This is a genomic window from Mucilaginibacter polytrichastri (assembly GCF_001911425.1).
GTDB lineage: Bacteria > Bacteroidota > Bacteroidia > Sphingobacteriales > Sphingobacteriaceae > Mucilaginibacter > Mucilaginibacter polytrichastri.
In genome coordinates this window covers 2,595,061-2,611,515 of sequence record NZ_MPPL01000001.1, presented here as the reverse complement: position 1 = coordinate 2,611,515, position 16,455 = coordinate 2,595,061, and the positions used below count along the sequence as shown (strand labels likewise).

Here is a 16,455-nt window from a genome sequence, read left to right as displayed (position 1 = left end):
AGTTCTGAAATGCAATAGCTACCTACAGTAATATAGCCTTCTTGCTAGCGCTTACGCAAAATATTACCTTTTTTGTAATACTTTTAATCACTGGACCGTCTCAATATTTCCCAACTAATTCGGCGATTTTAAATTGTAGAGTTAACATTTATTCATAATTTAGCACTAGGCAGTTGCCCTCAAAAGCTGCATACCAGTTATAAATATATGCGTGTTAGAAAATTATTTTTGGTGGCAATACTTGTCATCTCACAATATTGGGTGTATGCACAAAATAGCATATATCAATTTTCGCACCTTGATATTAGTAATGGCCTGTCAAACAACCAGATCAATTGTATTTTTAAAGATACCGATGGGTTTATGTGGTTTGGTACAACATCTGGCCTTAACAGGTATGATGGCTACAAATTCAGAGTTTTTAAAAGCGAAACTAAAGATACCAGTTCTATAGCCGACAATTATGTATCGCGTATTTATGAAGGCCCGGGCAAAAAATTGTGGGTATTTACGCACAGCAATTACAGCATTTATGATCCCGAAACCGAAAAATTTTCAAACAATATTAATCCCGAACTAGACAGGTTAAAAATACGTAGCAATAATTTAGGTTACATCAGAAAAGATAGTAAAGGCAATTTTTGGTTTTTAACATTAAATAAAGGTATTTATTGTTATCAGCCTACAAGTAATACTACAAGTTTCTACAATAATTCGCGCACTTCAAAAGCAGTGCTGCATGCTAATTGGGTGATGGATATAGCCGACTGTGGTAATGGCTTTATTTGGTTAATATACAGCGATGGCGTACTCGAAAAATTAAATGTTACGAGTAATAAAATAGTAGAACATTTGGTGTTACCACCATCAATTGGCCCAGGTAATAAACCAATCAACTTTCAGCTAAAGTTAGATAACGAAAAAAAGTTATGGATATGGACAGACGGGAAACCAATTGGCGCTTATTGCTTCGATCCGAAAACAAGGGCATTTAAACATTATTCAAAAGAAACCCCCGAAAGCCTGCTTAACTCAAATATCATTAATACCATTGTTGTTGATGAAGATAATAAGGTATGGATAGGCACAGATCACGGCGGAATTAATATTGTAGAATCCAACAGCCAAAAAATAACTTATGTTTTACCTCATGAAGATGATCCAAAATCACTTATGGGTAATAATGTAATGTTGTATAAAGACCATGATGGTATCATATGGGCAGGTACTTACAAACAGGGTATCAGCTATTATCATAAAGGAATATTTGAGTTTCCGCTGGTAAAGCATTTTGCCTCTGATAAAGCAAGTTTGCCTTACGAAGATGTTGACTGTTTTAAAGAAGATAAGAAGGGTGGTTTATGGATAGGTACCAATGGGGGTGGGTTAATATATTTTGATAAAGCCAATCATAAGTATACCAGTTATAAGCATGATCCACAAAATTCAAACAGCCTCTCTAATGATATTATAGTTAGCTTATGCCTTGATCACGAAGGCAAGCTTTGGGTGGGTACCTATTTTGGCGGTTTGGATTGTTTTGACGGTAAAACGTTTAAGCACTATCGCCACGACGATAAAATTGCAGGCTCTGTTGCTGATGACCGTATTTATTGCATTTTTGAAGATTCGGCCTATAATATTTGGGTAGGAACATTCGCCGGGGGAATCAATATTTTAAATCGTAAAACACAGCAGTTCTCCAGCCCTTACACCGGTTTAAGCTCATCATACATTGGTGTACTTTATCCGGATGATAAAGGCAATGTATGGGTTGGCGAGGATAAAGGTATTGAGGTTATTAATACCAAAACCAATAAAATAACCCGGTATATCCATAAAAGACATAATAACAATAGCCTTGTTGCTACTGATATTAATTCCATAGTAAAAGATAGCAGGCATTTAATATGGATTGGGACCAAAGGAGGCCTGAGTATTCTGAACCCTGCAACCAACAACTTTATTAACCTGGAAGAAGGGAAAGATTTACCAGCGAACAACATCCTTAATATTATTGAAGATGGGCAGGGCAGGATGTGGTTAAGCAGCACCAACGGTATAGCCTGCCTTACGGTAACCGGCACACCTGATAAATATCACTTTGAAATAAAAAACTTTGATGAAACAGACGGTTTGCAAGGGAGGGAGTTTAACGTAAACGCCGCATTTAAAACCCGGGAAGGTAAGCTAATATTTGGAGGTGCCCGCGGCTTTAATGTTTTTGACCCGGTGCAAATAACAATTTCCAAACATAAACCTCCGCTGATTTTTACAGACCTGCAACTGTTTAATAAAAGTGTTGCCGTTGGCGATACAATTAACGGGAGCGTAGTGTTAAGTAAATCTATTTCGGCTATTAAGACCCTTGTATTTAACCATAGTCAAAATGTTTTTAGCCTGGAGTTTGCCGCCTGCGATTTTTTTAATCCGCATAAAGTTCAATACCAGTATAAGCTGGAAGGTTTTGACAAAACGTGGCTTAATGCACCCGCCAATGTGCGCAAAGCCACCTATACCAACCTTGATGCCGGGGATTATGTTTTCAAGGTAAAGGCCTACAATAGTAATAATGTTAAAAACGCTAGCGTCATAACGCTTAAAATAACTGTATTGCCGCCGTTCTGGAAATCGCCACTGGCTTATGTGTTATATTTTCTGGGTTTTATAGCCACCTTGTTTTATATAAGGCACAAGGGGATTTTAAAACTTAAAAAGGAATTTGCTACTAAACAGCAAAATCTTGAAAGTGAGCGTAAAGTAGCACAGGAAATGGTGGAAGCCAAAAGAATGCATGAACTTGATTTGATGAAAATTAAGTTCTTTACCAACGTAAGTCATGAGTTTAGAACGCCGCTATCATTGATTTTATCGCCTATTGAGCAATTGATAAAAAGCAGCGACAAGCCCGAACAACAACAGCAACTGCAAATGATAAAAAGGAATGGCAGAAGATTGCTAAACCTGGTTAACCAGTTGTTGGATTTCAGAAAAATGGAGTTCAAAGAGTTGAAATTAAGTTTAACCAAAGGTGATATTGTACAATTTGTACGTGAAATCTCAGTCTCATTCTCGGATATAGCTCAACAGAAAAATTTAAGTTACGTGTTTGATTCGGAAATAGAATCGCTCATTACCAAGTTTGATAACGACAAGCTGGAGCGTATTTTATTTAATCTGCTTTCTAATGCCTTTAAGTTTACGCCTGCCGATGGCCATATTTCGGTGATGATGAGCCTGGATAAGAGTAGCGCTGCTACAGATCAGCAAATGCTGGAGATCAAAGTAATTGATACGGGTATAGGGATTACAGCGGATAAACAGGCGAAAATATTTGAACGGTTTTTCCAAGCCGATATGCCCCAAAGCCTGTTGAACCAAGGGAGCGGTATAGGGCTTTCTATTACGCGCGAATTTGTTAAAATGCATGGCGGCGAAATAACAGTAACAAGCGAGCCGGATAACGGGAGTTGTTTTACAATATTATTACCTGTCATTCCCGAAAATGATCTGTCAATTTCTACGGGTGTCGAAAAAATTGAAACAGATACTAAACATAAGAAGGAAAGTATACTGCGGTCAAATAAAAAGCCTGTAGTACTATTAATTGAAGATAACGACGATCTGCGGTTTTACCTAAAAGATAACTTAAAATACCAGTTTACTATCATTGAAGCGTGCAATGGCAAAGAGGGGTGGCAAAAAACATTGGCTATGCACCCCAACCTGGTAGTAAGCGACATTAGTATGCCCGAAATGAATGGCATTGAGCTATGTAAAAAAATAAAAAGCGATAAAAGAACCAATCATATACCTGTAGTGCTGCTTACGGCTTTAAATGAGGAAGAAGATCAGTTAATGGGACTGGAAAGTGGGGCCAATGATTATATCATGAAACCATTTAATTTCGAGATACTGCTATCAAAAATTAAAAACTTACTGCTTTTACAGGAAACCCTCAAAAAAACCTATCAAAAGCAACAGGAAGTTAAAGTGCAGCAAATTGAAGTAGCATCAGAAGATGATAAGTTTATAAAAAACGCTATACATCTTGTAGAAACCAACATAACCAATCCTAATTTCTCTGTAGAAGAGCTTAGCCGGTTAATGCTTTTAAGCCGGGTATCTTTATATAAAAAACTGCTAACGCTTACCGGTAAAACCCCCGTAGACTTTATTAGAAATATACGACTGGAAAAGGCCGTACAACTATTAGAGAAAAGCAAGCTTAATATAGCCAATGTAGCCTACGAGGTTGGTTTTGGTAACCCAACCTACTTTGCCAAAGTTTTTCGTGAAGAGTATGGAATGCTGCCGTCTGAGTACGTAATCCAGTTGCGCAAAAAGGAGAAAGATCTGCTAAACATAGTCGAGTAATAAACTAAAGCTTGTATTTACAAGCTCGATAAATCATGATAATTGACAACCCTGTTTAAGGGGTTTTTGTGGTTTATAAAAGTGCTTTTCTATTACTAATTCCTGCCCATGTACTTAAATTTCCAACAATCAGTTACAATGATATTCCCGCCTGAAGATAATAGTTAACAATGCGATAAATAATTAGCTAAAACGTTTAACCAAATGTTATGCAATACGCTAATTGTAAACAAAAATCATGTTTAATATTCAATAAATAATGGGTTAAGGCTTTCTAAAGGCTGCAATAGGCGTTTTTTTGGTGGTTAACATTTGTTGCATAAACCTTAACAATAATGTTACAGCTTAATCTATTATCTGCATAAATTTAGCATCCAATATACAACCATTGCCTTTGCAGGTAAATATTGAACCAATTTTTTAAGACCAATTTTTCACTTTTATTCTCAATTATGATAAGACAACTACAAATTAAAAATGTTGTGCTTTTACTTGGAACATGGATATTGCTTTTGTCAGTGCCGATGTTTGGTTATGCGCAAAACGGAAAGGTTACCGGTAAAGTTACCGATACCGAAAAAGGATTGCCACTACCAGGCGTAACTGTAAAAGTACAGGGTGCCGGTGATATTGCAATCACTGATGTTAATGGTGCCTTCTCTATTAAGGCTGCCCCAAATAGCAAGCTTTCTTTTAGCTTTATTGGTTTCACTACCCAGGAGGCTACTGTAGGTGCTTCGGGTATTGTCAACATTAAATTAGCGCCGGATACCAAATCATTATCAGAAGTAGTGGTTGTTGGTTACGGTACCACCAAGCGTAAAGATTTAACCGGTTCTGTGGCTTCTGTATCTGCTGCGCAGATAGAGCAGGTGCCTGTTACCTCTGTTGACCAGGCTTTACAAGGCCGCGCAGCTGGTGTGCAGGTTGTTAATAATGATGGTGCACCGGGCAACGGTGTAACTGTGGTTATTAGAGGTGTAGGTAGTTTTGGAACAAGCGACCCTTTATACGTTGTTGATGGTTACCCTATAACAGGCGGCCTAAATAATATTAACCCTAGTGACATTGCTTCTATCGATGTATTAAAAGATGCTTCTGCAACCGCCATTTATGGTGTTAGAGCTGCAAATGGTGTGGTTATCGTAACTACCAAAAAAGGTAAAAGAGACGGGGTACAGATTTCGTTCGACTCGTATGCTTCTCTCCAGGCTAAGCCTAAAAAATATAAGGTATTAAATGCACAGCAATGGGCTACCCTTGCTAACGAAGATCACGCTACTGAAGGGACTTTTACTGAGTTGCCGGAGTGGAGCAATCCATCGGCATTAACCAATGTAGACTGGCAGGATGAAGTTTACCGTACCGGTTTAAAGCAAAATTATAACCTGGCTATCCGTGGCGGTAACGAAAAAGTACAGTCTGCTGTTTCAATTGGCTATTATGACCAAAAAGGTATTGTACTGGGCTCGTACTACAAAAGGTTTAACATGAGCGCCAATGTTGATTACAGTGTAGCTAAATGGTTGAAATCTTCAACAAGCACCAAATATTCAAGACAAGATCAAAATAACCCGTTCGGTACAGGTTCATTACAACAATTAACCGAACTGATCCCTACTATTACAGGTAATAAATTGACCAACCTTGCTAAAGATGGCAATGGTAACTATGGTTTTTATAACCCGGTGAATATCTACACCAAAAGCTGGAATAACCCGCTTTACACTATCGAGCAAAATGATTATAAAAACCTGAATAACTACTTTTTAGGTAATACCTCATTAGAAGCTACGATTATAGACGGGCTTAAAATTAAAACTAATGCAGGTATTAATGTAAGCGATTTTTCAGGCTATTTCTTTCAACCGGAAGATGATCGTTCAAGCGATCAGTATGGTTTAGGCGGTGCCAACCAATTGAGTCAATATTCACAAAGCGCAAATAACACTTTTGAATATCTTTGGGAGAATACCATTTCTTACGATAAAACATTTGGTAAACATGCCATCAGTTTCGTTGGTGGTGTTTCTCAGCAAGAAAATACCTACAGGATAATAGGCGGCGCGGGTAATAACCTGCCAAGTAACGGTATCAGAGATTTAGGTCAGGTACAAAACTTAACAGCTTATGGCAGCCAGGTAACATATTCTTTAGCTTCGCAATTCGGTCGTTTAAGTTATAAATTTGATGACAGGTATTTAATAACTGGTACGGTAAGGAGAGATGGTTCTTCAAAATTCGACAAAGGCCACCAGTATGGTGTATTCCCTTCTGCTGCTGTAGCCTGGAGAGCAAAACAAGAATCATTTTTGAAAAATGTTGACTGGTTATCTGATCTGAAATTCAGAGGCGGTTGGGGTGAAGTTGGTAACCAGGGCAATACGGGCAATTTTCAATATGCTGCGCTGTACAGTTCTGGAGGTGGTGCAAGTACTTCTACTAACGTAGGTTATCCGTTTGGTAAAGTTTACCAGCCTGGTGTGGCCCTTACCCAGTTAGAAAATCCTAACCTGAAATGGGAAACCGATCAGCAAACAGATATAGGTATGGATATCGCTTTTTTACATGGCGACCTGACCTTTACAGCTGATTATTACAATAAAAAATCTAAGGATTTCCTTTTGGCTGTACAAACACCAAACCAAACAGGATTTGCTTATCAAACCCAAAACGTTGGTAGTATTGATAATAAAGGTTTCGAGTTTAGCTTAAATTATCATCATCAGGCTAACAAAGATTTTAATTATGGTGTTGGTTTAAACATAACCACTGTAAGCAATAAACTATTAAGTGTGAGCAGGGCCTCTACATATGTTGATAACCTGGTTACATTGACAAGTTTAACTGCTACAGGCTGGAGTAACTTTAGCAGAACAAATATAGGCCAACCTATTGGTGAATTCTTTGGTTATAAATCGCTTGGTATTTTCCAATCTCAAGCACAAATAAATGCCTTAAACGCATCAGCAGCAGCTAAAAACCCAAGTAATCCATATTATCAAAACAGCACTACACAACCCGGTGACCGTTATTTTGCTGATACCAATGGAGACGGGCAAGTTACTGCATCTGACAGAGTTAGTTTAGGTAGCCCGCTGCCTAAATTTTATGGTGGCTTAACGTTGGATGCTTCTTATAAAGCATTTGATTTTAACGCATACTTTTACGGCACTTACGGCAACAAGATTTTTAATTATCAGCAAAGGATGATGGAAAGCTTCCAGGCGCCAGGATTTGTTGGTGTTGAAAACGTAGGTTTGGATTATTACCAGAACCATTGGACTCCTACCAATCCATCAAACCGTTATGCCCGTGTTACTTACAATGATGATGTAAGCGGAAATAACGTAGCATCAAGTGTTTATGTAGAGAACGGCAGTTACCTGCGCCTGAAAAACTTTACAGTAGGTTACACTTTACCATCTGTGTTCACTAAAAAGATTTCTTTATCAAAAGTTAGGTTCTATGTATCTGGCCAAAACTTGTTCACTATCACCAAATACTCAGGTCTTGATCCAGAAATTGGTACAGGAGCTGGTACCAATACTACAACCGGGGCTACGTCGCAAGCAAGTGCTACCGCATCGGGTATAGATCAGGGTAATTATGCTAATACAAAGTTTTATACGCTGGGTGTTAACGTAACATTTTAATGAGATTGATAAATATTAAAGATATGAAATTAAAAAAACTAAATATTCTCATCGTTTCCATGGCTGCGGCAATGATGATTCCTATAGGCTGTAAGAAAGGGTTTCTGGACCAAACCAGTACTTCGCAATTTACAGCCGATTCTTATTTTCAGAAAGCTTCTGATGGGATAGCGCTTGTAAATGCAATTTACGATACCTACCAAAACGCCGATCTGTTGAAAAAATCAATCTGGTATTATGCCAATTTCCAGACACATGATTTTTACAACTGGGGAGCAGACAGATTTTATAACAACTATTCCATCCCGGTAGATTTTGCACCAATTGAAGTATTTTGGGCGCGTGCTTATGTAGGTATTGCCAGGGCAAACTCTGCATTGCCTATTATCGCGCAGATGAAGGCGAAAGGCGTACTTACCGCTGCATTAGCAGATCGTTTAACCGGCGAAATTTATTATTTGCGCGGTATGACTTATTACTACCTGGCAGCAAGTTTTGGTGGTGTACCTTTAGAATTAAAAACAGGTGCAAACGCGGGCTTAACAGCAAGAAGCAGCCAGGATGATGTATTTAAACAAGTGGCATCAGATTTGCAAACAGCAGCGGGTTTATTACCTTGGAAAGAGGATCTTGCAGCTACTGATTTAGGACGTGCCACCAAGGGTGCAGCTTACGCTTACTTGGGTGCAGCACAAATGTGGCTTAAGGACTATAAAGATGCGCTTACTAACTTTAACATGCTAGCCGGTCATTATACTTTATTGCCGAAATATGTTGACGTAAATGAATATGATCACCAAAATAGCGACGAATCTGTTTTTGAAGTTCAGTTTGAAGTAGCGGGTACACAAAGCTGGGGCGCTGGTAACGAAGTAGCATGGATTTCTGATTTTAGCTGGCCGGAAGAGGTATCTAATTTTGGTTATGATTATGCAAATCCAGGTTTGTATTACTCGTACCAGGCAGGCGATACACGTAAACTGGCAACTGTTATAGGCCCTGGTGATCAAAACGTTAGCCCTGGTATCATAGCTAAAGGCGGCATAGCAAGTTACCCATTAGTTTTGGCCGGGTTTAACTCTACCCCTAAAGATGCCCGTTATGTAGGTGCAGATGGCAAAATTATTAACACTTGCGGAACGATAGCCAGCCCATGGTATGGATCTGACAAGGGGCGTACCGGTTTCTACTGTTCTAAAATGTGGAGAGACCCTACATTAGATGGTAACTCAGGCACGTCAACCATTTTTGGTGCACAAAACCAGATTCTTTTACGTTATGCGGAAGTTTTATTGGATAAAGCAGAGTGCCAGATCCAAACAGGCGATGTTAGCGGTGGTATGGCTACACTTAAAGTAGTTAGAGACCGTGCATTTGGTGGTGCAGCCCCAGCTGTAATGCAGGATGGTGCTAACTTTGACGGTTCGGCAGCTACGCCAATAACCGATCCATTGCAAATGGTTTACAGCGAGTACAGGCACGAACTTTCGGGCGAATATTCTGTTTTCTATAACCTTCGCAGGGCAGGTGTGGCGGCAGCCTTTATTAAGAAAGCTTATGGTACTGTAGATAACAGTACTAACCCAATAGCTAATCCAAACAAATTAGATAAAAGTAATGAGGGTGGAATCCATGGATTATATAATACGTCATTGCCTACAGGTCGCGATGTTTATCCAATTCCACAAGTAGAGCGGGGATTAAATCCAAACTTAACCCAAAACCCTGCTTACGGTAATTAATATATACTGAAGAGTATTGAGAGTTGATTTATTATAACGTTGAAAAAGATGGCTTTCTTTTAGGAGAAAGCCTCTTTTTTATAATAAGAATTAATTTTAGAACAGGGCTACCAGTCTTGTTACAATTTCCGTTTAGTTTTAAATGTCCAAATTGAGGTCATATAATATTATATGACCAGTTACCAGCCTGCTTCTATGAATAAGTTTTATTTAGCTGCATTTTTATTACTTGTTCTGATATCGTCATCGTGCAAAAAGCATACGTTATTCGAACAGATTTCCTCCGCTCATTCAGGAATCCATTTTATCAATCAGATAACCGAGACAGATACAATTAACCCTTTAGATATTGTAAACATTTATAATGGAGGAGGGGTTGGGATAGGCGATTTTAATAATGACGGTTTACAGGATATTTATTTTACCGGTAACATGGTACCCAACCGTCTCTATCTCAATAAAGGTGATTTTAAGTTTGAAGACATTACAGATAAAGCCGGGGTAGGCGGCATGGGCCGCTGGGGGCGTGGAGTTTCTGTAATAGACATTAATAATGACGGCTTAATGGATATATACGTTTGCAATACGTTGTATCCCGATTCTAACCGCAGGCAAAACTTACTGTATATTAATACAGGTAATGATAAAGAGGGTATTCCTCATTTTAAAGAAATGGCCAAAGCGTATGGTTTAAATATCAACCTGCAATCAACCATGGCCAGCTTCTTTGATTATGATAACGATGGTGATCTGGATATGTACCTTACGGTCAACAGCGCATCGGCCAGTTATAATCCAAACCTTTTTGGGCCGGGGCGCACTATAGCGCAAAGCAAGGGTAAATTATACCGTAATGATTGGGATGCGCAATTGAACCATCCGGTGTTTCATGATGTTTCTGCACAGGCAGGTATTAACCTCGACGGTTACGGCCACGCGGCCACAACGGTCGACATTAATAATGACGGCTGGAAAGATATCTATGTATCGAATGATTTTGCATCGAACAATATTCTGTACATCAATAATCATGATGGCACTTTTACCAATCGCTCTAAAGAATATTTCAAGCATACCTCATATAATGCCATGGGGCAGGATATTGTCGACATTAATAATGACGGCCTGCCCGATGTAGTTGAACTGGATATGAACCCGGAAGATAATTACCGTAAAAAGATGATGCTAGGGGCCAATAGTTACGAGACGTTCCAAAACTTCGACTTTTATGGCTACCAATATCAATATGTACGTAATACGCTGCAAATTAACCAGGGACCAAGGCTTGGTCAGCAGGGGCAGATCGGTAGTCCTGTTTTTAGTGAAATAGGTTTTTTAAGCGGTATGGCACAAACAGATTGGAGTTGGACACCTATGGTTACCGACTTTAATAACGATGGCTTTCGCGATTTAATTATAACCAATGGTTTCCCTAAAGACGTATCCGACCATGATTTTATGACCTACAGGCAGCAAGCCTATGCAATAACATCCAAAAAAGAAGTGTTAAAACAAATTCCCGAAGTCAAGCTTCACAATTATGCTTTTGCAAATAGCGGTAACCTTACGTTTCAGGATGTGAGCAAAACCTGGGGACTGGAGCTGCCCACGTTTTCAAACGGTGCTGCCTATGCCGATCTGGATAATGATGGCGCGATGGATATGATCATTAACAATGTTAATGATGAAGCGTTGGTTTACAGAAATACATCGAGAGATGATAAAGATAAGCTAAGCAGTGTTCACTATTTTCAGATTAGCTTTAAAGGTGATACGCACAACAAAAATGGTTTAGGTGCAACTGCCAATATTTATTACAACCACGGCAAGCAGCAGGTTTATGAAAATGACCCATACAGGGGATATTTATCAAGCGTACAAGGCATTGCACATTTTGGTTTGGGAGCAGTAAAAGTACTCGATTCGGTAGTGATTAAATGGCCGGGAGGTAAAAAGCAAAAGCTGACCAATGTAAAAGCTGACCAGAAAATAATAGCAGATATAGCCAATGCTAAAGATAAGTATGATCATATTCAGCCACTAGTAGATAACAAAGCGCTATTTAAAGAAGTAAGCGACTCTGTAGGGATTCATTTTAAAAGCAAGGATGCCAATTTTATTGATTTCAATATCCAGAAGCTAATGCCGCATAAATTGTCGGAGTATACTCCAGCTTTGGCTGTTGGTGATATTGACAATAACGGCTTGGATGATATTATTATTGGTGGCGACGCCTATAACCAGGCACAGATATTTTTTCAGCAGGCAAACGGGCAATTTAAGCAACGCGATTTGCTGACTACTAAAATCATCCCCGATCACCGGTTTACAGATGCAGGCCTTTTACTGTTTGATGCTAATGGCGATGGTAAACTTGATTTATATGCGGCCAGTGGCGGTTACGAAACGCAAGCTAACAGCCCCGAATACCAGGACAGACTTTATTTAAACGATGGTAAGGGCAATTTTACATTGGCGACCAATGCCATACCCGTAAACCTAACTAGTAAATTATGTGTAAGGGCTTGTGATTATAATAAAGACGGTAAACTGGATCTGTTTATATCTGGCAGAGTGGAACCGTGGAACTATCCTAAGCCGGTATCGAGCATTATTTTAAGGAACGACAGCGAAAACGGATACGTTAAATTTACTGACGTTACTGCCCAGGTAGCGCCAGCCTTGAAAGATATAGGAATGGTTTGCGATGCCTTGTTTACAGATTTTGACAATGACGGCTGGCCCGATTTGATGATGGCCGGCGAATGGATGCCGATAACATTTTTAAAGAATGAGCATGGCAAGTTTGTAAATATTACCCCAAAATCCGGCGTTGCAGATAAATTGGGATGGTGGAACTCATTAGTTGGCGGCGATTTCAGGCACACAGGCCGTACGGATTACATTGTCGGCAATATGGGGCAGAACAGCCTTTTCCAGGCCAGCGATAAATACCCGGTTTATATTACCGCTAAAGATTTTGATAAGAATGGTGCCTACACGGCCATACCATCAATATACCTTCCCGACCAAAACGGCGACAAGAAAGAGTTCCCGGTACCGGGAAGGGATGATATTCTGAAGCAGATGATCAGCCTCAAGAAAAAGTTCACCAATTATAAGTCGTACGCTACCGCAACTATGGACGAGGTATTATCGCCCGAACAGATGAAAGGCGCACAGAAGCTAAAGGCCAACTTGCTTAAATCGTGCTTTTTACGCAATGACGGAAATGGAAAGTTCACCCTTATTCCTTTACCTATTGAAGCCCAGGTATCTGTACTCAATGGCATGGAAACCGGCGATTTTGACGGTGATGGTAACCTGGATGTGGTGATTAACGGGAATGATTACGGTACCGATGTATCTATAGGCCGATATGATGCGCTTAATGGCTTAATGTTAAAAGGCGATGGTAAGGGGGGCTTTAAGCCACTTAGTATTATGCAAAGCGGTATTTACATCCCCGGCAACGGGAAGGCATTGGTAAAGTTCCGTAATAATAATGGTGCTGTGTTTTTGGCTGCCAGCCAAAATAAAGACTTTTTAAAGGTATTTAAGTTAAAGGGCACTGCCAAAACTATTGCTGTTAATCCTTTAGATGCTTATGCTTTAGTTAAATACAAAAATGGAAAAATAGCAAAGGAGGAGTTTAGCTATGGCAGTTCATTTTTATCGCAATCTGCACGATTTATCACCATAGATGACAGCATGCAAAGTGTTGCAGTTTTTGATAATGCAGGTAATAAAAGAATAATAAAATAAGCCGGGACAAGGATATGATAATTTGTAAAAAATTAACTGTAAGCTATAGTTTAATGGTATTGTTTTGCAGTATCACATTATCAGTAATAGCGCAATCCGAACGTCAGCATTTGTCATTCGATAAAAACTGGAGGTTTGCATACGGGCACACCTATGATACCAAAAAAGATTTTGATACAGGCACAAGCTATTTCTCTTACTATGCCAAAGCTGGTTATGGTGATGGCGCTGCCGACCCTGCATTTGACGACAGGGCATGGCGTGCGTTAGATTTACCGCACGACTGGGCGGTTGAACAATCTTTTAGTGAAAAAGGAAGTTTCAGCCATGGCTTTAAAGCAATTGGCCGCAATTTCCCAGACGCAAGTGTTGGCTGGTATCGTAAATCTTTCAATATCCCCAATTCAGATCTGGGCAAAAAGATCCACATTGCTTTTGATGGCGTGTTCCGTAATTCAATAGTATGGGTCAATGGACACTATCTAGGTACAGAACTCAGTGGGTATAATGGCTTTGAATATGATATATCGGAATACCTTAACTATGGCGGCAACAATATAATTACTGTAAGGGCAGATGTGACTATGGAAGAAGGTTGGTTTTATGAAGGTGCCGGCATTTACAGGCATGTATGGCTCAATAAAACCAATGATCTGCATATTGCTACCAACGGCACTTTTGTTACTACCAATGTAAAGGGAGCCAATGCCGAAATAAAAGCGGCAGTTACAATTACCAATGATTCTAAATCAGTTAGGAGTTTTAATATCAGGCAAACCATTGTAGGGCCGCAGGGCAACCATGTAGCTACGGCTACTGTAAGTAATATTGCGCTAAGTCCGTTTGAAAACAAAGAATGGAGCGGTAATTTGATGGTAGACAATGCACAGTTATGGTCGATAGAGAACCCCTCGTTATATCATTTGTATACTGAGATCTTAGAGAATGGGAAGGTAACAGATCAATATGATACCCGCTTTGGTATCCGTACCATTCGTTTCGATGCTAATGAAGGCTTCTTCCTAAACGGCAAACATGTAAAAATAAAAGGCACCAATAATCACCAGGATCACGCGGGTGTGGGCTCTGCTATACCGGATGCTTTGCAATTTTTCAGAATCAAATCTTTAAAAGCAATGGGCTCCAATGCCTATCGTTGCTCGCATAATCCGCCAACGCCCGAATTGCTGGATGCTTGCGATAGTTTGGGTATGGTTGTTATTGACGAAAGCCGTTTGATGGGGGTTACGTCAACACATCTCAATAATTTAAAAAACTTGATTATTCGCGACCGCAACCACCCAAGCGTTATTAGCTGGTCTGTAGGTAACGAGGAGTGGCGCATAGAAAATACAATTATAGGTGCGCGTATTGCCACCACCATGCAGGCTTATGCCAAAAGCATCGACTCTACCCGGGCAATTACAGCTGCTTTTAGCGGTGGATGGGGGCAGGGTTTATCTGCCGTTATGGATGTGATGGGCTTTAATTACATAGCGCAGGAAGACCCGGATGCACAACATAAGAAATTCCCCGGTCAAAAAGGATGGGGCACAGAAGAGGGATCGACCTTTGCAACCCGTGGCATATATTTTACTAACGACAGTTTGCATTGGATGGCAGCTTATGATAAAAAGCCACGCCCTAAGGCTTATAGTATTGAAGAGGGCTGGAACTATTATGCCAAAAGACCTTTCCTGGCAGGTATGTTTATCTGGACAGGTTTTGATTATCGCGGCGAACCTTCGCCTTATGGATGGCCATCAACCGGATCTTATTTCGGGATGCTGGATCAGTGTGGCTTTTGGAAAGATGATGCCTGGTATTTAAAAAGCTGGTGGGGCACCGAGCCTGTATTGCATTTGTTGCCACACTGGAATTGGAAAGGCAAAGAAGGCCAATTGATTGATGTTTGGGCCTATAGTAATTGTGACGAAGTAGAACTTTTTTTAAACGGTAAAAGCCAGGGTAAAAAAGCGATGCAATTGAATGGGCATCTGGAATGGAAGGTGGCTTATGCTGCCGGCAAATTGGAAGCCATTGGTTACAAAGCCGGGAAAAAGATACTGACAGATCTGGTTCAAACTACGGGAGACCTTCAAAGCATTGTTTTAAGCACAGATAGAGCTGTTATTACGGCCGACGATAAAGATTTAGCCATGGTAACTGTAGCCATTAAGGATAAAAAAGGATTGGCAGTACCTACAGCGTTTAATCATGTTACTTTTACTATTACCGGTCCGGGTAAAATTATTGGGGTGGGTAATGGTAACCCAACATCACTAGAGCCGGATAAGTTTATAGAAAGTATTAAGGTTGCTGAAATAACCGGGTTAAAAGAGAAGATCGTAGATAACATTGATAGTCGACCAGAGACAGCTTTAAATTATGATGACAGTAATTGGGACCGCGCATTCAAGGCTGACCGCAATTCGGACTTCGGCAAAAAAGTTCAGGCACTTATTTACCGCGGAAAATTTGAATTGAGCGAACTGAATGATCAGGCGCAAATTACACTGTTTTATAAAAGTATCGGTAAAGATCAATCTGTGTATATCAATGGTAAAGCTGTTGGTTTAAACCTTACTGATACTACTAATCAAAGTGAATTTAAGCTGGACAAAAAGTTACTTAAACAAGGAACAAACGAAATTGCAATTGTAAGCAAGCCATTGATTAAACCTAACGACTGGACACCGGTAAATACATCTCCCGGATCAATCCAAATTATAACTCCTGCGGCTCAGTGGAATAAAAACTTATTTAACGGATTAGCACAGGTTATCATCCAATCGACAGGCGAAGCAGGCGAAATTAAGCTCACCGCCACAGCTGATGGCATAAAGGCAGATACCCTCAACATTAAAACTACGGCAGCATTAAAAAGTAACTTAAACAAAAGATAAACAGGAATA

Annotated in this window: 5 protein-coding genes; all 5 read left to right on the top strand. The window is 39.8% G+C overall.

The genetic code is table 11. The features are described from left to right. The first annotated feature begins 207 nt into the window (after positions 1 to 207). Positions 208 to 4,377, top strand: coding sequence for a hybrid sensor histidine kinase/response regulator transcription factor (locus RG47T_RS11135; RefSeq protein ID WP_074489536.1), 4,170 nt, complete (start codon positions 208 to 210; stop codon positions 4,375 to 4,377). Between the two features lie 452 nt (positions 4,378 to 4,829). Then, positions 4,830 to 8,033 (top strand): SusC/RagA family TonB-linked outer membrane protein, encoded by a 3,204-nt coding sequence (locus RG47T_RS11130; protein WP_083627377.1) that lies wholly within the window; start codon positions 4,830 to 4,832, stop codon positions 8,031 to 8,033. Positions 8,034 to 8,056: 23 nt separating this feature from the next. Next, a complete protein-coding gene (locus RG47T_RS11125) occupies positions 8,057 to 9,775 on the top strand; it encodes a RagB/SusD family nutrient uptake outer membrane protein (RefSeq protein ID WP_171972517.1) in 1,719 nt (572 codons plus the stop codon). Between the two features lie 195 nt (positions 9,776 to 9,970). Further along, the gene (locus RG47T_RS11120; RefSeq protein WP_074493346.1) at positions 9,971 to 13,540 is read left to right on the top strand and encodes a VCBS repeat-containing protein; all 3,570 of its coding nucleotides are present in this window, start codon (positions 9,971 to 9,973) and stop codon (positions 13,538 to 13,540) included. A gap of 14 nt (positions 13,541 to 13,554) precedes the next feature. Then, positions 13,555 to 16,446 carry a beta-galactosidase GalA gene (galA, locus tag RG47T_RS11115; protein ID WP_074489533.1) on the top strand — a complete coding sequence of 964 codons (2,892 nt, stop codon included), beginning with the start codon at positions 13,555 to 13,557 and terminating at the stop codon, positions 16,444 to 16,446. Positions 16,447 to 16,455 lie beyond the last annotated feature (9 nt).